Origin of the sequence: Methylomonas methanica (assembly GCF_001644035.1) — a bacterium.
Classification (GTDB): domain Bacteria; phylum Pseudomonadota; class Gammaproteobacteria; order Methylococcales; family Methylomonadaceae; genus Methylomonas; species Methylomonas methanica_A.
Map to the genome: position 1 here is coordinate 1 of NZ_LUUG01000008.1, position 21,270 is coordinate 21,270.

The 21,270-nt window shown below is 53.1% G+C and carries 17 protein-coding genes; 2 read left to right on the plus strand and 15 right to left on the minus strand.

Annotation, left to right across the window (positions count from 1 at the left end; all coding sequences use genetic code 11):
- Positions 1-72: 72 nt before the first annotated feature.
- The 15 genes from A1332_RS00465 to A1332_RS00530 all read right to left on the minus strand — a co-directional run bounded on the left by A1332_RS00465 (position 73) and on the right by A1332_RS00530 (position 18,673).
- A complete protein-coding gene (locus tag A1332_RS00465; protein WP_064006627.1) occupies positions 73-717 on the minus strand; it encodes a response regulator transcription factor in 645 nt (214 codons plus the stop codon).
- Entirely contained in the window at positions 714-2,027 is a 1,314-nt protein-coding gene (locus A1332_RS00470) for a histidine kinase (protein ID WP_064006628.1), read from the minus strand. Before A1332_RS00470 ends, A1332_RS00465 begins: the two co-directional genes overlap by 4 nt.
- 204 nt (positions 2,028-2,231) lie before the next feature.
- Complete coding sequence (purL, locus tag A1332_RS00475; RefSeq protein ID WP_064006629.1) at positions 2,232-6,176, minus strand: phosphoribosylformylglycinamidine synthase; 3,945 nt, start codon at positions 6,174-6,176, stop codon at positions 2,232-2,234.
- 100 nt (positions 6,177-6,276) lie between these two features.
- Entirely contained in the window at positions 6,277-7,029 is a 753-nt protein-coding gene (gene bamC / locus A1332_RS00480) for an outer membrane protein assembly factor BamC (RefSeq protein WP_064006630.1), read from the minus strand.
- A gap of 2 nt (positions 7,030-7,031) precedes the next feature.
- On the minus strand, positions 7,032-7,907 hold the full coding sequence (dapA, locus tag A1332_RS00485) for a 4-hydroxy-tetrahydrodipicolinate synthase (protein ID WP_064006631.1): 876 nt from the start codon (positions 7,905-7,907) through the stop codon (positions 7,032-7,034).
- A gap of 69 nt (positions 7,908-7,976) precedes the next feature.
- Positions 7,977-8,438: a YaiI/YqxD family protein gene (locus A1332_RS00490; protein WP_231890169.1), complete on the minus strand. Its 462-nt coding sequence runs from the start codon at positions 8,436-8,438 to the stop codon at positions 7,977-7,979.
- On the minus strand, positions 8,435-9,130 hold the full coding sequence (locus A1332_RS00495; RefSeq protein ID WP_064006632.1) for a phosphatase PAP2 family protein: 696 nt from the start codon (positions 9,128-9,130) through the stop codon (positions 8,435-8,437). Before A1332_RS00495 ends, A1332_RS00490 begins: the two co-directional genes overlap by 4 nt.
- The gene (locus A1332_RS00500) at positions 9,111-10,652 is read right to left on the minus strand and encodes an ArnT family glycosyltransferase (RefSeq protein WP_064006633.1); all 1,542 of its coding nucleotides are present in this window, start codon (positions 10,650-10,652) and stop codon (positions 9,111-9,113) included. The genes A1332_RS00495 and A1332_RS00500 overlap by 20 nt, the downstream gene beginning before the upstream one ends.
- Positions 10,653-10,658: 6 nt before the next feature.
- Positions 10,659-12,404 (minus strand): single-stranded-DNA-specific exonuclease RecJ, encoded by a 1,746-nt coding sequence (gene recJ, locus A1332_RS00505; protein WP_064006634.1) that lies wholly within the window; start codon positions 12,402-12,404, stop codon positions 10,659-10,661.
- A 54-nt stretch (positions 12,405-12,458) separates the two neighbouring features.
- Positions 12,459-13,553, minus strand: a complete 1,095-nt coding sequence (thrC, locus tag A1332_RS00510; protein ID WP_064006635.1) for a threonine synthase — start codon at positions 13,551-13,553, stop codon at positions 12,459-12,461.
- 3 nt (positions 13,554-13,556) lie between these two features.
- Positions 13,557-14,867 (minus strand): homoserine dehydrogenase, encoded by a 1,311-nt coding sequence (locus A1332_RS00515; RefSeq protein WP_064006636.1) that lies wholly within the window; start codon positions 14,865-14,867, stop codon positions 13,557-13,559.
- Positions 14,868-14,904: 37 nt separating this feature from the next.
- Entirely contained in the window at positions 14,905-16,089 is a 1,185-nt protein-coding gene (gene alaC, locus A1332_RS00520) for an alanine transaminase (protein ID WP_064006637.1), read from the minus strand.
- 128 nt (positions 16,090-16,217) lie between these two features.
- Positions 16,218-16,373: a hypothetical protein gene (locus A1332_RS25550; protein WP_197491364.1), complete on the minus strand. Its 156-nt coding sequence runs from the start codon at positions 16,371-16,373 to the stop codon at positions 16,218-16,220.
- Positions 16,374-16,451: 78 nt separating this feature from the next.
- Positions 16,452-17,579 carry a GNAT family N-acetyltransferase/peptidase C39 family protein gene (locus A1332_RS00525; protein ID WP_082879454.1) on the minus strand — a complete coding sequence of 376 codons (1,128 nt, stop codon included), beginning with the start codon at positions 17,577-17,579 and terminating at the stop codon, positions 16,452-16,454.
- On the minus strand, positions 17,576-18,673 hold the full coding sequence (locus tag A1332_RS00530; protein WP_064006642.1) for a DUF2817 domain-containing protein: 1,098 nt from the start codon (positions 18,671-18,673) through the stop codon (positions 17,576-17,578). The genes A1332_RS00525 and A1332_RS00530 overlap by 4 nt, the downstream gene beginning before the upstream one ends.
- 162 nt (positions 18,674-18,835) lie before the next feature.
- On the opposite strand from A1332_RS00530, the gene A1332_RS00535 reads away from it, so the two are divergent.
- Both A1332_RS00535 and A1332_RS00540 read left to right on the plus strand, forming a co-directional pair.
- Positions 18,836-20,314 carry a RimK family protein gene (locus A1332_RS00535; RefSeq protein ID WP_064006638.1) on the plus strand — a complete coding sequence of 493 codons (1,479 nt, stop codon included), beginning with the start codon at positions 18,836-18,838 and terminating at the stop codon, positions 20,312-20,314.
- Positions 20,311-21,210: a carbohydrate kinase family protein gene (locus A1332_RS00540; protein WP_064006639.1), complete on the plus strand. Its 900-nt coding sequence runs from the start codon at positions 20,311-20,313 to the stop codon at positions 21,208-21,210. Before A1332_RS00535 ends, A1332_RS00540 begins: the two co-directional genes overlap by 4 nt.
- Positions 21,211-21,270 lie beyond the last annotated feature (60 nt).

The following is a 21,270-nucleotide window of genomic DNA, read 5'->3' on the forward strand; positions in this document are numbered from 1 at the left end:
AAACGGCAACAGCCCCTAGCCTCGCTAATTAAGTCCCGCACAGAAAAACCCACCTCCCCCCAAAACTAGCAATCAGCGCGCCGTCATCCCCAGATTGACCGCAATATGTGCAAGTTCGGTAGTAGTATCCACTTGTAGCTTTTTTTTGATTTGCGTGGCGTAGTTCGCCACGGTCTTATGACCCAGACATAATTGATCGGCGATTTTATGCACCGTCAACCCTTGGGCAAGCAAACTGAATACATCGAACTCTCGTGCCGAGAAACCGGCGATTATCGTTTGATAGCCGGTGTGTTGCCGCTCTTCACCGCCGCCCTTGACCAAACCGCGCTCGACATACTGTTGACCAGACATAATTGCCGCTATCGCTTCAGCAAGAATACCGGGAGCGCTATTTTTGGTGATATAACCCTGCGCACCGGCCGCCAACGCCCGGCTAACGTAGACTTGTTCATGATGCACACTAAAAACTAAAATCCTCGCCTCGCTGTCGCGCTGAATGATCCGCCGAATAGTTTCCAAGCCGCCAATCCCCGGCATGGACAAATCCATCACCAACATATCGGGCTGCAATTCTTGATAAAGCTGAATAGCCTGCTCGCCGCGCTCGGCTTCGCCGATTACTTCGACACTATCCCCGGCAGCCAACAGCATTTTAAAACCAGCGCGCACGACCAAGTGGTCGTCCACCAGCACGATTTTTATCTTGTTATTCATATGAGCGGAATTCGTGCGTTAACCAACATACCTGAACCTGGGCGCGACAGCACTTGCAACTCGCCGTCCAACGACTTGATGCGTTCTTTGATCCCCAATAAACCAAAGCCTTGACTGGTAGTCTGCAAATCGCAGCCTCGCCCGTCATCCTGCACTTTAAGTTGTAAATACGCGCGCGGTAGATCGAGTTTTTCCAAGTCGATACTCACACTATGCGCCTGGGCATGGCGGACCACGTTGGTCAAACACTCCTGAATCACTCGAAACACCTGAATAGTCAGATTTTTATCCAAACCATCTACTGCGTCGCTACAGCGAATCGTCAGCCGCAAATCGGCATTGCGTTCCGACCAATGATTAACCATTTCCTCAAGGGTGGCCTTCAACCCCAACTCGGTCAACACCAGAGGATGCAATTGCTGCATCATCGAACGCACCACGGTCATTAAATGATCGCAAATTTCCGAGATTGTCCCCGTTATTTTAGCCGCGTCGGCTTTGCGATGCGCCGCCGTAACGGCCATCACTTTAATAGCGGTCAGGGATTGGCCGAATTCGTCATGCAATTCCTGCGACAGACGTTGGCGCTCTTCTTCCTGGATCGCCAGCGAATGCTGTGTTAAAGCGCGGTTTTCTTGACGGGTTTTTTCCAATTCCACTGTCATATGATTGATTGCATTGGCAATATCATCAAACTCCTGCGTGGAAAATGGCGGCAATTGTTGCCGATATTGGCCGGTTTCAATCAGACGTAACGCATCGACTATGACCGCAATCGATTTCAAGGACTTATTAAATACCAGATTGACCGCCAGGAAGGTCAACATGGTCAACAAGGAAATCGACGCAAAAAACGCCACACTTTCCTGCCAGACTTCGGTGATTTCGTCGAGCGGCTGGGCCTGAATAATCAGGGTCAACAGCTTGCCATCCTGCATATTCAGTTGATGCTCGACCTTGGGATAATCGCCTTTTACCAAGCGGATAAACCAGCCAGGCGGCATTTCTTCGGGATTGCTAGGTTGATTTTCACCGGCGAAATGGATCAGTTGTCCATCCGGCTTTTGCAATTGGATGCTCAAATGCCGCGTTTGCCGCAACGCGCTGAAGCGGGATAAATCGTCGCTTTGTTGAAATACCGGAGTATCGGCAATACCCAAGGTAATCAGTTGCAAGGCCAAATGAATTGAGGCATCGACCTCTTTTTCGACCGCCTGGCGCGCTTGCCAGACTGCAATCGCCCCGCCCAATACCAAAATACAAACCGAAGACAGCAGGATGCGACAAATAATCTGGTAGCGAAGGCTCATGACATGGAGTGCGTTGAAAACCTTCTATTATCCAGCCTAGCTTCCCGCACAGCTATAGGAAAAATTCTTATTTATTTCCTGAACCCAAGACCTGCACTGTGCAGCCCGTCAACTATTGACGCTCGGGCTCCTTGAGTAAACACAGGCAAGTTAAAAACACCCCAAAGCCGCTGAACCTAAGCTGATTAGCGTGCCAACATGTATTTAGCCCACCCAAACCCGGGCATTTCTGAACATACGCAACCACGCCCCATCTTCCTGCCACTCTGCTGGATGCCAGGAGTTTTGTATCGCTCTGAAGCAACGTTCCGGATGCGGCATCATGATGGTAAAACGGCCGTCGGCGGTGGTTAAACCGGTAATGCCAAGCGGCGAGCCGTTCGGGTTGGCCGGAAAAGCCTGGGTCTCATTGCCGTAGTTATCGACATAACTGATCGCAACTTCGACTCCCGTAGGGTTTTGAGAACCAAACTCGGCGCGGCCTTCCCCATGCGCCACCACGACCGGCAGTATCGAACCAGCCATGCCTTGGAAGAAGATAGACGGCGATGCCTGCACCTTGACCAACGCCACCCGCGCCTCGAATTGTTCGGACAGATTGCGTTTGAACTGTGGCCAGTGTTCCGCGCCGGGGATGATATCCTTCAGACCGGACATCATCTGACAACCGTTGCAAACACCCAAGCCAAAGGTATCGGGACGCGCAAAAAACGCAGCAAATTCGTCACGCGCTTTCGGGTTGAATAATATCGATTTAGCCCAGCCGCCACCGGCACCCAGCACGTCACCGTAAGAGAAGCCGCCGCAAGCCACCAGACCGGTAAAATCAGCCAGCGACACCCGGCCGCTTATGATATCGGTCATATGTACATCAATCGCCGAAAACCCTGCTCTATCAAAAGCCGCCGCCATTTCCACATGACCGTTGACACCTTGCTCCCGCAAAATAGCGACTTTTGGTCGATCCGCATCCGCGAATTTCGCGGCTATATTGTCGTTGATGTCGTAAGTTAACTGAGCAGACAAGCCAGGATCGTTGTCGTCGGCGATACGCTCGAATTGTTGGCGGGCGCAATCCGGGTTGTCGCGCAAGGCCTGCATCCTGAAGCTGACTTCCGACCAGGTTTGTTGCAATTCCGCGCGTTCCGCGCTGAAGATTTCGTTGCCGTTCAGAACGATGCGTAGCTTTTGATCTGAGCTTGATTTGCCGACGATATGGGTGAATTCGTCCAGCCCAGCCTGATCCAATAGTCGTGCGACATGATCCAGTTCAGCGGTTTTAACCTGTATCACTGCGCCCAATTCTTCGTTGAACAAACTCGCGAGTGTATCGCCACCCAATTCGGAAATATCTAATTCAACGCCTTTACGACTGGCAAACAGCATTTCGCTCACCGTCGCCAGCAAGCCACCGTCTGAACGGTCATGATAAGCCTGAATCAGCCCTTGTTCGTTCAAGGCTTGCACGGTGTCGAAGAAGCGTTTGAACAAACCCGCGTCTTCCAGATCCGGTGCCTGGTTGCCGAGCTGATCGTAAACTTGGGCTAGCACCGAACCACCGAGACGGTTTTTGCCCTGGCCCAAATCGATCAACAGCAACATACTGTCAGTATCTTTGAGCTCAGGTGTTAAAGTCTTACGCACGTCCTGTACCGGCGAGAATGCGGTGATAATCAAAGACAGCGGCGAGGTCATGGTCTTTTCTACGCACATGGGTGTGCTAGTGTCGCGGGAAGCAGCACTCTGGGAGCTACCTTTCCAAACGCTTTTCATAGACAGCGAATCCTTGCCGACCGGTATCGCGATGCCCAGCTCGGGGCATAATTCCATACCGACCGCCTTGACGGTGTCGAACAGTGCCGCATCTTCGCCTGGACTACCGCAGGCCGCCATCCAGTTGGCGGACAACTTAACGTCGTTGAGTTTGCCGATACGAGCTGCGGCCAGATTAGTCAAAGCCTCGCCTATCGCCATGCGACCGGACGCCGGGCCATCAATCAGTGCCAACGGCGTGCGCTCACCCATCGCCATCGCTTCGCCAGTATGCGCGTAAAAGCCTGAGGCAGTTACTGCGACATCGGCTACCGGCACCTGCCAGGGGCCGACCATCTGGTCGCGCGCCACCAAACCGGTTACCGAGCGGTCGCCAATGTGAATCAAGAAACTCTTGTCGGCTACTGCCGGGAAAGCCAACACCCGTTTGACCGCTTCGGCCAATTCGACTTTATCCAGTTGCAGTCCGGGTAAATTCTTATTTAACCGCTGTACTTTTCTATGCATTTTCGGCGGCTTGCCGAACAATACCGACATCGGCAGGTCAACCGGTTTGCCACCGAGCCACTCGTCGCTTAGCGTCAGATGCTCGGCGTCAGTCGCTTCGCCGATCACCGCATACAAGCAATGCTCGCGTTTACAGAAAGACTCGAACAACGCCAAGGATTCCGGCTTGATCGCCACCACATAGCGTTCCTGAGCTTCATTGCACCAGATTTGCATAGGCGACATGCCTTTGTCCGCATTCTGCACCTTGCGCAGTTCGAAACGGCCACCGCGATCGCAGTCATGAATAATCTCCGGCACAGCATTCGACAGGCCGCCGGCGCCGATGTCGTGGATAGAGACGATAGGCGTGTTTTCGCCCAAAGAATTACAGTGGTTGATCACTTCCTGGCAACGCCGCTCCATTTCCGGATTTTCCCGCTGTACCGAAGCAAAATCCAGTTCAGCAGCGCTTTCGCCCGAGGTTTGCGAGGACGCCGCGCCGCCACCCAAGCCGATCAACATAGCCGGACCGCCCAGGATGATGATTAAGGAACCTGCCGGAATCGGCTGTTTATCGACCAGCATGGGCCGGATATTGCCCATGCCGCCGGCGATCATGATAGGTTTGTGATAGCCGCGATATTGATTGGATTCGCCGGTTTCGGAAGGCTGTTCGAAACTGCGAAAATAGCCGGCGATGTTCGGTCTGCCGAATTCGTTATTAAACGCCGCACCGCCTATCGGACCTTCCAGCATGATGTCCAAGGCCGACACGATACGTTCGGGTTTGCCGTAATCGGCTTCCCAAGGTTGCGAAAAACCGGGGATTTTTAGATGCGAAACACTAAAGCCCGTCAGGCCGGCTTTAGTCGCCGAGCCGCGACCCGTGGCACCTTCGTCGCGAATTTCGCCGCCGGAGCCCGTGGCAGCACCGGGATGCGGAGAAATCGCGGTCGGATGATTGTGGGTTTCCACTTTCATCAGCATATGCGCTTGTTCTTCGACATAGCCGTAGGCGTAGTTATTAGCTGCATCGCGGATAAATACCTGTGCAGTCGGGCCTGCCAAAACAGACGAGTTGTCGCTATATGCCGACAGCACGCCTTGCGGGTTCAGCGTATGGGTGTTGCGGATCATCGCGAACAAAGACTTGGCTTGCTCTTCGCCGTCTATGGTCCAACTGGCGTTGAAGATTTTATGCCGGCAGTGCTCCGAGTTGGCCTGAGCGAACATCATCAGTTCCACATCGGTCGGGTTGCGGCCTAAACCGAGAAAACTCTCGGTCAAATAATCGATCTCGTCGGCAGACAAAGCCATGCCTAACTCACTATTGGCTTTAACCAGTGCCTCCCTGCCCTGTTCAATGATCGCCACGGTTTGTAAGGGCTGAGGATCGTGTTCGGCAAACAAATCAAGTTCAGCCTGATCGTAAACCACTTGCTGGATCATTCTGTCGTGCAGTAAAACCGCCAGCTGGTGTTTGACGGCATCGCTCAAAGTGTCTGTCGTGGTAAAGCGATATTCGATACCGCGCTCAATGCGTTTTACCGCCGACAGGCCGCAACGCTCGGCAATTTCCGAGGCTTTACTGGACCAAGGCGAAATAGTGCCCAAACGCGGCACTACCCATAAGGACACAACTTGGGATTCAGGCGATTCGCCATTTTCACCGACCGAGGCATTTTCGCTGTTTTCGTGGCTATAGCCGTAATCGAGCAAACGTTCCAGCATCGCCAATTGCTCGGCGGGCAACTGACCATCGATTTGCACGAAATGCTGAAACCGGGCACTGACCGCAGCAATGCTGGCGGCGACCGTCTGTAGTTCGGTCAGCAGTTTTTCAATACGAAAACGGGAAAGAGCGGAGGTTCCGGATAGGGTCAACATGGGCTGTGTTTGAGTCGATTTTTAAAGCTGAAAGAGATAAATACGGGGCAGTCCGGACGTAAATCGCGGGAAGCCCCAAACCGCACGCAACGCGGTCGTTTTATGGCGCCGCCGCATTATCGGCTGCGTTGTCCGACTTTTCCGGGGTGCTGCTCGGTATATCCTGGTTGATGCCTTCGGTAATTAATCTGAGCAAAGAGGTCGCAGCGGCATTTGATAGGGTTTTACCGTCACTATCTTGCACGGTCACTTCGGTAAGCAGTTCATCGAGTTGATGCAGACTTACCCGGTATTCTTGTTCCTGACTAGGATCGTCGCCGAATAAAAACGTGATTTCGTCCAAAATCGAACCGTCTTCCGGCTTAATCGCGTCAGGATCGTATTTTACGAAGAAATAGCCTTTATCCATATTCCGTTCAACCACTTCCATTTTTTGCCGGCTCAAGGCTTTACCGACTATCCACCATGCTTGAGTGGCGGATTGATCGATTTGCAAACTGCTGACGCCACTGCTGCCGGCTGCTTGCACGCTACGCCCGGAACCTGCTGCCGCTACAGTCTCTTTGCCTTCGGTTTTCTCCGGCTTGCTGGATACGGGTTCGGCAGCATCTGCGGCGGCCGCCGTGGATTTGACAGATTCTTGCTGCACCGGCGCTGGTTCCGGCGTATTGCTTACCGGACGCGTCGCCAAGGTCTTGGTTTTCAGATCGTCCGGGACGACTAATTCGGGGATTTCGGTAGTAAATTGATAATCTCTTTCCTTATCCGGAAACCAGCTCTTGATGGTGCTGCATGAGGCATTTAACAGCAACGCCGAGACCAACGCCAAACGACCGTATGGGCAAGTTTTCATGGTTATAAAACACCGGCTTGATGCATCGCCGCGCGTACGGTCGCGAAACAATCCTCGGTTAGCCAAGTCAAAGGCAAACGAATGCCATGGCCCATCAAACCCATTTCAGCCACGGCCCATTTCACGGGGATAGGGTTGGATTGGATGAATAAACTGCCATGTAAACCGGTTAGTTTGGCGTCTATCGCCTCCGCAGTGACGCGATCACCACTCATCGCCGCAGTCAGCATTTCATGCACCAATCTTGGTGCCACGTTGCCGGTTACGGTGATGCTACCGTTGCCACCCAACAAACAAAATTCGCAGCTGGTGGCGTCGTCGCCGGTATACAGCGCAAAATCGTCGCCAGTTAAATCCCGGATTTGTTTAACCCTTTCCAACTTGCCGGTCGCTTCTTTCACGCCAACGATGTTATCGATTTTCGACAGTCTACCCACGGTTTCCGGCAACAAATCGCAGGCGGTACGGCCCGGCACGTTGTAAAGGATTTGCGGAATGTCGACCGCTTCGGCGATGGCTTTGTAATGCAGGTACAAGCCTTCCTGAGTCGGCTTATTGTAATAAGGCGTTACCAGCAAACAGGCATCCGCGCCCGCTTGTTTGGCTTTTTGGGTCAGACGAATCGCCTCGCGCGTACAATTGGCACCGGTACCGGCAATTACCGGTATCCGGCCCGCCACGCAATCGACGATAAACTTGATGACTGCACAATGTTCGTCTTCGTCGAGAGTTGCCGATTCGCCGGTAGTGCCTACCGCGACCAGCGCGTCGCTGCCCTGCTCTATATGAAATTCCACCAGCCGTTTCAGACTGGCTTCATCCACCGCACCGTCTTCCGTCATCGGGGTTACCAGCGCAACGATACTACCTTGAATCATGCAAATCTCTCGTGTTTAGGTAAATAAAACCTAGCCATTATATCAAGCTAACCCTGAAAACTCAGCCTGTTATATTTGCCGGGCGGCCAGAAATCTATCCAGCGCGTTCGCGAAGTTTTGCACATCTTTGGCCGCCATGGCCGCCGCACCACCGGATGCCAAACCGTTATCGCGCAAGCCTTCCATGAAATCGCGCATGGCCAGTTTCTCGCCGATATTCTCCGCCGTGCAAGCTTCGCCGCGCGGGTTAATCACAAATCCCTGCTTGGCTATGATTTTTGCGGCGAGCGGAATATCGCCGGTAATCGCCACATCGCCAGCCCGCAGATGCTCGACGATATAATTATCAGCCACATCAAAGCCGCCACTGACGCGAATCGATTTAATGTATCGGGAGGGCGGCGCGGCTATGCTTTGATTGGCTACCAGCAATAATTCCAGCTGTCTTTTTTGGGCAACGCGAAACAATACCGTTTTTATCAAATTTGGACAGGCGTCCGCATCCACCCAAATCTTAATTGCCACCGTCATTGCTCGGTATTCATGTCCGGTTTTATGCGAATATACCAACCATAGTACAAGGCATAGGCCACCAAAAATACCAGGTATCCTGACCATAAAATATCCGACGCAAAATGCCCGCCCGAGGTCATCCGGGTAAAACCCAAGGTCCAGGCCAGCACTATTGTGAGCAGGAAATAAATGGCTTTGTGGTTTTGCGACAGAAAATACAACACAAAAAATGTATAGCCCACCGAGCAATGGCCGCAGACAAAGGATTTATCTGGAGTGTGACCGAATTTGGCGGGCGGCACATACTGATGCTCGCCGCCGAATTGGCTGACATGTACCGGCCGGGGTCTTCCCCAATGGTCTTTAACGATAAGATTGACCACCAAGCCCGGACCTAAAGCAATGACCAGCAGAATATATAAGGCCTTCCTGCGAAAACGTTGCGTATAGGCATGAAAATGACTCAGTACATAAACTGCCAACGCGATCAGACCGGACCACAAGGTGAACGGAAAAGCATAGTCGTACAACAGTTTCCAGGGCCACCAATGCTGCGTCGGCCAGACATCGCCGGGATTTTCCGGATGATAAAATAAGGCCGCCAAGCGTAAATCCAGGTCTGTCACCCCAAACAAGAGTGTGGTCAGTGCCGCCAATAGCAAGACGAGCACTAGCTCATTGCGGGCGCGCCTAATTTTCAGATGGGGCATATCCTTCCTTATCTAATGTTCGCCGAACGGCTTCCGGCCAAAACTTCAGGTTTTCACCCAAGTACAGGTAATACGGGGAATTTGGTTTGGCGGGATTGGGAACTTGCGCCAAGAATCGAAAGCTTTGGAACGCCGCTTTCAATTCAGCAGGTACGTTTTCCTCGGGGGTTTCACCAATCACAAAGCCGTTTTTGCCGATATACGCTTGCGGACCGGACCAGACCTCGTATTGGGATGTCACCAAACCGCTGGGTTCGTAACGATAAACCTGTGGATGATCGGGCAAATAAAACGCCAACTCGCTTGCCAGATAACGATGACCCAAGGCTACCACAAAGGTATTCTCCAGGTTGGGCAAACTGATCAAGCGCTCGAAATGCACGTTAATCGCCAACTCCTGCCAACTGTTGAAACGCTTGGTGGGATCGAACGCGGTGTTTTGCAATTTAAACACTTGTAACACGATGGGCAGCGTATAGGTCAACAGCACCATCGCGAAACCCAGCCCGATGCCGTATTTCAAGGTCCTTTTCCATGCACCCGCCAGCCCATTGCCGGCCAACAAAATCAGGCCGGTAAAATAAAACGGCATCGGCCAATTACCCTGGGCTTTTTGCAGAACGCTGAGCAGCAACACCCCCAATAATAAAGCGGGCCCCATCAATAACAAAAACCGTTGCTCTGCCGGCAGCCGTTTGAAGTTAAACGCGGCTTGCGCGCTACTGATCACTACCAAGAAAAACAGTACCGGCGAAACCAGCAACAGTTGATAAAGCAGGAAATCTCTGGCCCATTGCAAATGCTTAAGGGCTCCAACTGGTTCGTGGTTACCGAAATGGCCTTTGCTATGCCCGAACATTACCCAATCGTGTTGTTGGTTCCACCATAAAATAGGTACAGCAGCGACCAAAATGGGCAGAAAATACCACCAAAATTCTTTTTTAAGATAGCCGCGTCGCTGACTATCCAAGCCCAAAAATATCAGCAACATTAACGGCAAAATCAATGCAGATTGCTTGCTCAGCAGACCCGCTGCACTAACCAATCCCGCCCATAACCAGGCGCGCGCTTGCAGGTCGAACAGCGCCCGCCTTAAGTAATACACGGTCATTATCCAGAAACAATACAGCGGTGCATCGATGGTCATCAGAAAGTTGGCCAACACATTGATCGGCGTCGCCAACACCAGCAGCAGCGCCAAAGCGCCACCGCGCGCACCGTAAAAGGCCTTTGCTGTGGCGTGAAAAAACCACAAAAAAACCGTACCCAACAGCAGCGCCGGCAAGCGCACAATAAACGTGTAATCGCCCAACAGCCAGGTAAACGCACCGATCAGCCAAGCTATCATCGGCGGCTTGCTGTAATAGCACCAGTCCGGCTGCCGCGACCAATCCCAGTAATAACTTTCATCGCCGATCAAATCAAAGCCGTTGATCAGCAAAAATCCGCCTCGCAACAGCATTATCGCTAGTAGCAAGGCCAGCGTATGCCCATCTATCCAGCGTAACAATCTCTCAGACATAGGCCGTTACTCCCATTTCTCCAGATAATGCAATAACAGTTGCAGACTGCGTTGCCCACGAAATTCGTTAATATCCAGCTTGTAGGCCGCGTTGATTTTCCGGCAACCCAGCCATTTTTCGGGGTGATCGGCAAAAAACGCTATCGCATCCAACAAATGGCCGCTAAACGGCAAGCGCAATACAAACTTTAAATGCTGCTGACCGACGATCCGGCATTGGATGACATCGAACACGCCATTGAATACCGGCTCGGGGAAGGTTTGCCCCCACACCGCCGCTTGCTGGAGCACTTCCGCAAATGCCAAGGTCATGTGCTGCTCGTCCAGTTCGCCGTCGGAATATACCTTCTGCTCCAGATCCACTAATTCCAATTTCGCCGCCACCGTCTCGGCAAAGGCCAAGGCAAAATGCGGATAGTCGTGCAATTTTATCGTTAAGCCCGCCGCCATCGCATGGCCGCCAAATTTGCTTAATATCTGCGGATGTTTCGCGGCGATTTCGCTAAGCACATCGCGAATATGCACGCCATTGATGGAGCGTGCCGAACCCTTAATATCGCCATTGTCGGCTGGTGCAAATGCGATCACCGGCCGGTGTACGCGGTCTTTGATCCGCGACGCCAGGATACCGATCACCCCTTGATGCCAATTGCCGTCGTACAAACACACACCGGCCGGCACATGCTTTTCGTCGAGAGCTTTCATTTCCGAAAGCAAAGCCATGGCCTCGGTTTTCATTTGCCCTTCGACTTCTTTTCTGTCCTGGTTCAAGGCATGCAATTGCTCGGCTATGTCATGCGCCAATCCGGCATCGTCGGTCAGCAAACACTGGATACCCAAAGACATATCGTCCATCCGCCCGGCAGCGTTCAAACGCGGCGCGATGGAAAAACCAAGATCGCTGGCATGAATCCCGGACAATTGCTTGCCTGCGACTTCGGCCAAGGCCTTGATGCCGGACTGGCATTGCCCGGAGCGAATTCTCAGCAAGCCTTGATGCACTAAAATTCGGTTGACCTGATCCAAAGCCACCACGTCCGCCACCGTGCCCAAAGCCACATAATCCAGCAGTCGCGCCAAGTTCGGCTCCGGAATGCCGGCTTTTTCAAACCAATGCAATTCGCGCAAACGAATCCGCAAGGCCATCAGTATATAAAACATCACTCCCACACCGGCGATATGCCGACTGGGAAATTTGTCGTCCGGCAAATTGGGATTCACAATCGCATCGGCAGTCGGCAATTCAAGACCCGGTAAATGATGATCGGTAATCAACACTTTGATGCCGGCGGCCTTGGCCGCTTTGACACCCTCGATGCTGGAAATGCCGTTATCCACCGTGACGATGATATCGGGCGTTTGCCGCTTCACCAGTTCGACGATTTCCGGCGTCAATCCGTAACCGTATTCGAAACGATTGGGCACCACAAAATCCACCGCGCCGGCACCCAGCAAACTCAAGCCCTTTAAGGCCAAGGCACAACTGGTGGCACCATCGGCATCAAAATCGGCGACCACGGTAATTTTTTGCTGTTGTTTGATCGCCGATACCAGATGCTCAACCATCTCCTTCATGCCGGTCAGTAACCACGGCGAAGGCAAACTCGCCAGACTACGCTCCAACTCATCGGCACTCTGCACGCCCCTGCTGCTAAAAATCCGTTGCAGCACCGGATCCATCTCACCGAAGTGCGGATTTTTAGTCTGCACCGGCCTGGGCAGGATGATTTTCTTAACGCTTTGCAGATACATATCAGCCAATAAAAAAGCCGGCAAATGCCGGCTTTCCGATGCTCATCGTTAGACTCACATCGAATCCAGAATAGCTTTTTTCACCGCATCCAGCGTGGCGTCGATCGTCACCGGATGTGCGTCTTTACACTGACTGATGGCAATATCCGGATCCTTGATACCGTTGCCGGTCAAGGTACAAACAATTTTGCTACCCTCTGGAATATTACCGTTGGCGATGTCATGCAAAGCCCCAGCCAGCGAGGTGGCGGAAGCCGGCTCACAGAAAATGCCTTCGTAGGACGACAACATTTTTTGTGCGGCCAAGATTTGCTGGTCGGTGAACGACTCAAACCAGCCGCCAGATTGTTTTTGTGCGGTCCAGGCCCCCTCCCAGGATTGCGGATGACCGATACGGATTGCCGTAGCCACGGTTTCCGGGTTATCCACCATTGCTCTAGCAACAAATGGCGCAGCACCGGCGGCTTGATACCCGCACATCACCGGACGTTTTTTAGTGACGGCTTTATGCGTCGCGCTATCGGTCGAATATTCTTTATAACCTTTCCAATAGGCGGTGATATTGCCGGCATTACCGACGGGCAAGCAGTGGAAATCGGGAGCATCGCCCAGCGCATCGACGATTTCGAAAGCGGCAGTTTTTTGGCCGTCGATCCGATAGGGGTTGATGGAATTTACAATGGTGACGGGCGCGTGATCGGATATTTTTTTGACGATATCCATGCCGGCGTCGAAATTGCCGTTGATCTGAATAATTTGCGCACCGTACATTAGCGTTTGCGCCAATTTTCCCAACGCAATCTTGCCTTCCGGAATCAATACAAAGGCTTTGATGCCGGCGCGCACTGCATAGGCTGCCGCAGCCGCCGAAGTATTACCTGTGGACGCGCAAATAATGGCTTGGCTACCCTCTTCCACGGCTTTGGTCACGGCCATAGTCATACCGCGATCTTTAAACGAACCGGTCGGATTCAAACCTTCGAATTTTACGTAAATATCGACATCCTTGCCAATCAGTCGCGGAATATTTTGCAACTGAATCAGCGGAGTATTGCCTTCGCAAAGGCTGATCAGCCGGGTGTCGGCGGAGACCGGCAAGCGGTCGCGGTAACGTTCGATGATGCCTGTGTAGCGGGTTTGGTTTGCCATGGTTTATCCTAAAGTTTCCAAGCGAATCCGCGCCACTTTGCCGCTGACTGTCGCCAGCGCTTCGATGGCCGCAATCGCGGCGTTCATTTCTTTTTCCAGAGTCAGTTGCGTCAACATGATGATGGGCACCGAAGTCTCGCCTTGCGGCGGCTCTTTTTGAATCAAGGCTTCAATGCTGATGTTGTGCGCGGCCAGTATTCGGGTCACGTCGGCCAGCACGCCGGGCTTGTCTTCGGCGGTCAGACGCAGGTAATAAGCGGTTTTAATTTGTTCGGCCGGCAACACCGGGATGTCGGCAATCGCATCAGCCTGGAAGGCCAAATGCGGCACCCGGTTTTCCGGGTCGCTGGTCATCGCTCTGACCACGTCTACCAAGTCAGCGACTACCGCTGAAGCTGTCGGCTCCGCGCCGGCGCCGGCGCCGTAATACAAGGTGGGTCCGACCGCGTCGCCGCACACCAGTACCGCGTTCATCACGCCGTCAACATTGGCGATCAAGCGGCGTTTTGGGATCAAAGTCGGATGTACACGCAGCTCGATACCGTCCTCGGTCTTACGGGCGATGCCCAGATTTTTGATCCGGTAACCCAGCGCTTCCGCGTATTCGACGTCCAGGCGGGTGATTTTAGTGATGCCTTCGGTGAAGACTTTTTCGAATTGCAACGGGATGCCAAAAGCGATTGACGCCAAGATAGTCAATTTATGCCCGGCATCGATGCCTTCCACATCAAAAGTCGGATCGGCTTCCGCGTACCCCAAAGCCTGCGCTTCGGCCAATACGTCAGCAAAATCGCGGCCTTTGTCGCGCATTTCGGTGAGGATGAAATTGCCGGTGCCGTTGATGATGCCCGCCAACCATTTGATACGGTTGCCAGCCAGACCTTCACGGATGGCTTTGATGATGGGTATGCCGCCGGCCACTGCCGCTTCGAACAAGACCATCACGCCTTTTTTACTGGCTTCGGCGAAGATTTCGTTGCCGTGCAGGGCGATCAGGGCCTTATTGGCGGTGACCACATGTTTGCCGTTGGCAATCGCCGTTAACACCAGTTGTTTAGCCAGATCGTAGCCGCCGATCAGTTCGACGACCACATCGATATTCGGATCGTTGACAATCTCGAACGGATCTGAGGTCAAGGTGATGCCGTCGGTTGCGCAAATCCGCGTCCGATTCAGATCGCGCGCGGAGGCACGGGTGACCACGATTTCACGGCCGGCCCGGCGGGCAATTTCCCCGGCATTCCTTTTCAGTACGTTGACGGTGCCGCCACCGACGGTCCCCAATCCCAAAACCCCAACTGTTACCGGCTTCAAACCTGACTCCTAGCGTTATACCCAAAAATGGCGGCGATTATACTACGTTGTCTTTTTTCAGCATATTGCGGATGCTGCGCAAGGCCTGGCGGGTTCTGTGCTCATTTTCGATCAAACTGAAGCGGATATGATCATCGCCATGCTGACCAAAGCCAATGCCGGGCGATATCGCCACCTTGGCATCGATAATCAATTTCTTGGCAAATTCTATCGAACCCATTTGCCGATAGGCCTCGGGAATCTTGGCCCAGACAAACATGGTGGCCTTGGGCTTCTCGACGTGCCAACCCATCGCATTCAAGCCGTCGCACAACACATCGCGGCGCGCCTTATACATATCGCAAATTTCTTTCACGCAGTCTTGCGGACCTTCTAGGGCGGTAATTGCCGCCACTTGAATCGGGGTAAACGTGCCGTAATCCATATAGGATTTAATGCGAGTCAAAGCGGCCACCAAGGTTGGATTGCCGCACATGAACCCTACCCGCCAGCCAGGCATGTTGTAACTTTTCGACAAGGAGAAAAACTCCACGGCGATGTCTTTCGCGCCTGGCACCTGCAGAATTGACGGGGCCACATAACCATCAAACACGATGTCCGCATAAGCGATGTCGTGGACGATCCAGATATTATGTTCCTTACAAATCGCCACCACTTTCTCGAAGAAATCCAGCTCCACGCATTGGCAGGTCGGATTGCCCGGAAAGTTTAAAATCAACATCTTCGGCTTAGGCCAGCATTCAGCGATGCCTTTTTGTAATTCTTCAAAGAAATCCACACCAGGCGTCAACGGCACATGCCGAATATCCGCGCCGGCGATCACCACGCCATACGGATGAATCGGGTAAGCGGGGTTAGGCACCAACACCACATCGCCGGGGCCCAGAGTCGCCAGAGCCAGGTGCGACAAGCCTTCCTTCGAGCCTATGGTGACGATGGCTTCCGTATTGAAATCCAAATCCACATCAAAACGCCGTTTGTACCAACCGCAAATGGCTTTGCGCAAACGTGGTATGCCTTTTGATACTGAATAACGGTGGGTATCGTCGCGCTGCGCCACTTCTACCATCTTGTCTAGAATGTGCTTGGGCGTTGGTTGGTCCGGATTGCCCATACCGAAATCGATGACGTCCTCGCCTTCTGCTCGGGCTTTGGCTTTCAGCTCGTTGACGATATTAAAAACGTAAGGCGGCAGGCGGCTAATGCGATGAAATTCTTCCATTAATGACTCTTAAGATTCTGATTTTGGAGACGGCTTCTAAAGAAAAGCCGGCTAAGGTACTGTTGTTGCAGAGCGATGTCAATTTCGGTGCAGCGGGGGCGCGTCCGAAAATCGTGATCGCGCGGAATTTAGGGTTGTACGGCAGTGCTTGACGCAACTTGAGCTGCGTCTGCTCTCTGCTGATGCAGATAAGAACCGCCGACTAGAAACGTCAGCACCAACAGATAGATAACTGCGGCGATGTTTTTAGCTTTCTTGCTGTCATCGTGACTGCGCTTGTTCATGAATAAAGTCTCGTGAATATACAGGGTTGCTAGGCAATTGTACCGCCTGCGCAGCTGCCTGAGAACGAAAAGCTCGAACTATAAGCCTGGCCGCACAATGACTGCCGTCCGCAACCGCGATTTACCAAAACAGGACATGCGTTCAAAGTCTTCGCGGGCGATGGGAATAAACTGGCAATCCAGCTCGCTCTGCCTACCGTCATCCGGGTCGGAATCGTGCATATAGAGGCAATCGTTATCAAAGCCGCTCATCACTACCCAGTGCGGGGCTTTTTTGCGATCCATCGAAAACGTGCTGATCAGAATTAACGGTATCGCCCCGGCTTCGAAGGCGGCGATCAAATCGTTCTGCGTGACGTTGGCATAGTGTATCGCCACGCCCTGCTCCGCCGCTTCACGTTTGAAACAGGTATCGACCAGTTCGACAATTTGCTTTTTATCTTCGCTACGTACGCTATCGATAAATAGCGGGCCCGTTTGATTGATCCAGACTTCCACTGAGAACTGCCGGCGTTTGGCGGCCAGCGCTAAACCGATGGGATGGCAACCGCCGTGTCCGGAGGTCATAAATATAGTCGTGGCTTCGCGCCATAGCTCGATTTCCTGTTCGCGCGACGGCAGATAAGTTTTATTCAGCGCGTGCATTGCCATCATTAACGCCGCCGGGCCGCAGGTAAACGGCGTGGTTTGCCGCAGCCAATGCACCGAACGATGCTGCGGGGTATCGCGGTAGCGGCGGATGCGCTTTTGGTACCGCAACGCATCTTTATGATCTTGGTAATAATCGCGGTACAAACCAAACTTTTGAAAACCCAGCGCCTCGTACAAGCGGATGGCCGGGGTGTTATCCACGCTGACTTCCAGACGCAGATACAGGCGGCCATCGTCGCGTGCCGCTTGCTCGCCGGCCATCATTAAAGTCTTGGCTATGCCGTTGCCGCGCAGCTGTGGCGCTACGGCAAGGGAATAAATCCGCGCCAAGCGGGTGCCGGGGTGATAGATGATCAAAATATAGCCGGCCACCAGCCCCGCCCATTCGGCTAACAACAGGGCGCGATGATCGGAACTCAACCAATGCCGGAAACTGCGCCGGCTTAATTTATCGGTAGCAAAGCTGGCATTTTCCAAAGCCACCAAGCCCTCCAGATCGGCGCTTTGCGCAGGGCGCACCGCCAACTGGTTCGCTAACAACGGCAATGCCGTCACGAAGATACCCCGCGCAGCGTCTGTCCCAACACCTGCCGAGCGCGAAACAACACCATTTCCTGCCAGGCGTTGTCGTTGGGACAAAAATGATGCCGCATTACCAAACTGTGGGCAAAACGTTGATCGTGATTATCCTCCGCAGCCCAAAGCTGATGATCGCGCAGCAGCACTTCAAACAAGTGGTCTGTGCTGTAAGTGCCAAACTCCAGCGTTACGTAACAACTTTGCGGGTTCATGTTGGTATGCCACAGATAATCCAATAAGCCCAGCTTGGGCACCGAGCTGGAAGTACCGGCCAACGGCAGGGTCACGGAATCGCCATACCAGCTTTGCGCAACCGCAGCGCCGGCGCTGTCGGGTTGATGGTCGCAGATAATTTCCCCGTAACCGTAAGGACCGAGACCGGTATGCAAGTCCACGACCGCCACACGGCGTTGCGCCAAGCTGTGACGTTGAATCAAATCCTCGCAGACCAGCCGCCCATGCGCTGGCGACCGGCCACCGTAAAACGGCCCGGACGGATCGCGGTATTGGCCGCCGCTGATGGCTTTTTCCAGCGCGACTCGACCGTATTGCCGGCTAAAATCGGCAAACGCCTGCTGCCGTTGCCCGGCGTCCGCCACGAATAGCCAATCCCGCAACTGGTCGTAATCCGGGTTCTCTGGTAAGGACTGAGAAAAATCCACCGCATTGCGATTCAAATCCACGCCGTCGCCGTCGCAGCGCCGCGACCAGGCGTAACCCCAAGGCGTCAGCGCGTGGATCAGCAATATCGCTGTATCACTCGGAATGTCCAACTGACGCTTGCTTAAACCTTGCAGCAAATCAATCTGTATCGCGCTGCCGGCAAAGCCTTCCACACCGTGGGTAGCGGCAATAGCCACCACCAGGTTGTCGGCGTTTTCATCGCCGATCCAGGCGGTATCGGTCAGCAAAGATTCGCCGCCCGGCCCCAGTCCAGCGCATTGATAAACCTCGTGCCGTACCGGGTGTTCCATCCCTGTGATTAGCGACAACCAAGTCTGGCGGGCAATAGCATAACTAGCCGGGAATACACTGGTATCAATTTCGGTGCCGAATGGGGACAAACTCATCTGCATACTCAAATGTTCGGAGACAGTAATTGTACAGTGTGGCAAACCCCTAAGCCGCAAGCAATAGGCAGTCTTAACGGGAATTGCAGAATTCGGCTTGTCTAAAAACCCGACTGGTTTCAAAATCCCCGCCCAACATAAACCTACCGAACACTTTTTACCATGGCAAGCACGCTGCTGGTCGTCGACGACCTTTCTGATTGGAACCCTTATTATCCCAGCGATCAGGTGGTCAGCTTTGAAGACTATCTGGCCAGCAAACAAACCGATCCCGATCAGCGGGTGCGGGTGATAAACCTGTGTAGCAGCTACACCTATCTGTCCGACGGCTATTATTGTTCGTTGCTGGCCGAGGCCCGCAATCACCACGTCATTCCCTCAGTTAAAGTCATCAACGACTTGGGTAAAAACGCCTTGTATCGTTTGCAACTGGAAGACTTGAACCAGCCGCTGGCGCGGGCGTTTAAACATCAAAATAAAAACGGCGAATTCATCTTATATAGCTATTTCGGCACGACGCCGGAGCCCGCATTCCAAGAATTGGCGCGGCTATTGTTCGAGCGTTTCGCCTGCCCGATTTTAGAAATTAGCTTGCGCTTTGACCAGCAATGGCAAATCACCGACCTAAAAGCCGTCTCGCCCAGACAACTGAACGATGCGATGCAGACCTTGTTTGCCGACGCGCTGGATCGCTTCAGTAAAAAAGTTTGGCGAAAAAGCCGGACCAGAAAAACCGCCCGCTATGATCTGGCGATTCTGATCAACCCCTCCGAACAATTACCGCCAAGTAATCGCGGCGCGCTGAAAAAGTTTATCGATGCCGGGCGGCAAATGGGCATCGATGTGGAATTAATCACCCTGAATCATTACGGCCGCCTGCCGGAGTTCGACGGTTTATTCATCCGCGAAACCACCGCCATCGACCATCACACCTACCGTTTCGCAAAAAAAGCCGAAGCGGAAGGCTTAGTAGTAATCGACGACCCAACCTCTATCTTGCGCTGTGCCAATAAAGTCTATCTGGCCGACCTGTTTCGCACCCATAAAGTCCCGTCACCGAAAACCTGGATCTTGCACAAGGGCAATACCCAACATCTGGATAATCTGGAAGCCAGCGCCGGTTATCCGGTGGTGATCAAAATTCCCGATGGCTCGTTTTCGCGCGGCATCGTCAAAGTGCATAACCGCCAGGAACTGGAAAGCAAAGTCGCCGAATTGTTCGAGCAATCAGCGTTATTACTGGCGCAGGAGTTTTTGTACACCGATTTTGATTGGCGCATCGGCATCTTCAATCAAAAAGCCCTGTACGCCTGTCGTTATTTTATGGTGAAAAACCATTGGCAAATCTACCGGCACGGCGCCAAACGCACCGACAGCGGCAACTTCGATACCCTACCCACCTTCGAAGTACCCAAAGGCGTTCTGGAATCGGCGTTACGGGCCACGCAGCCCATAGGCAATGGTTTATACGGTGTCGATGTCAAAGAAATCAACGGCAAAGGCTATGTGATAGAAGTCAACGACAACCCCAGTATCGACAGCGGCGTGGAAGACAAGTATCTGGGCGATGAATTGTACAAAGCCATTATGAGCGAGTTCCTGCGGCGGATGGATAATCGCAGCAAGGGCGTTGCGCAATGATAGCTAAACCACTCGACGTACTTTGCGTCGGCCATGCCAGTTACGATTTGGTGTTTTCGGTGCAGCATCACCCCGGCGCCGATGAAAAAATAGTCGCCGACGACTTGCTGGGCTGCGGTGGCGGACCCGCGGCCAATGCAGCCGTTACGGTGGCTAAATTGGGCGGCAAGGCAGGCTTTTGCGGCTATTTGGGAAACGACGTCTATGGCGACAGTCATTTGCGGGAGTTGCAAGAACACGGTGTCGATACCCAGTTCGTTGTACGCGGCAGTTCGCCAACTCCTCTATCGACGGTGCTGGTCAAACCGAACGGGCAGCGCGCCTTAATCAATTACAAAGGGCAAACCAGCGCCTTGCCCGCCACCGCTATCGACTTTGACGGCTTAGCAGCCAAGGTGCTGTTGTTCGATGGTCATGAACCGCATATTTCCCTTCGCTTACTGAATCAGTTAACCCACCCAGTACCTTCGGTGTTAGACGCCGGCTCGCTGCACGACGGCACTTTGGCTCTGATGGATAAAGTCGATTATCTGGTCTGTTCGGAAAAATTTGCGCTGCAATATGCCGGGGATGAAAACCTAGCCTTATCCAAATTGGCGCAAATTGCCCCTTTGGTAATCATTACCCTGGGCGAGCGCGGCTTGATCTGGCAACGCGGCCAGGAACAAGGCAGCCTCAGCGCACCGCCTATCGTCGCCATAGACACTACCGGCGCCGGCGACGCCTTTCATGGTGCCTTTGCCTCCGGCCTAGCCTGTGGCTTGAGCTGGATAGAATTATTGCGTTACGCCAGTGTAGCCGGGGCGTTTTGCTGCACAAAAATAGGCGCCAGGCCGGGTTTACCTAGCTTGAGTGAGCATCAAAAGTTGCTGGAAAGCTGGAAAGATAGCGATTGATTTGAACAGACTAGAAAAGGCAATAAGCCGCTATCCAATCGTAGATACTGTTATTGAAGT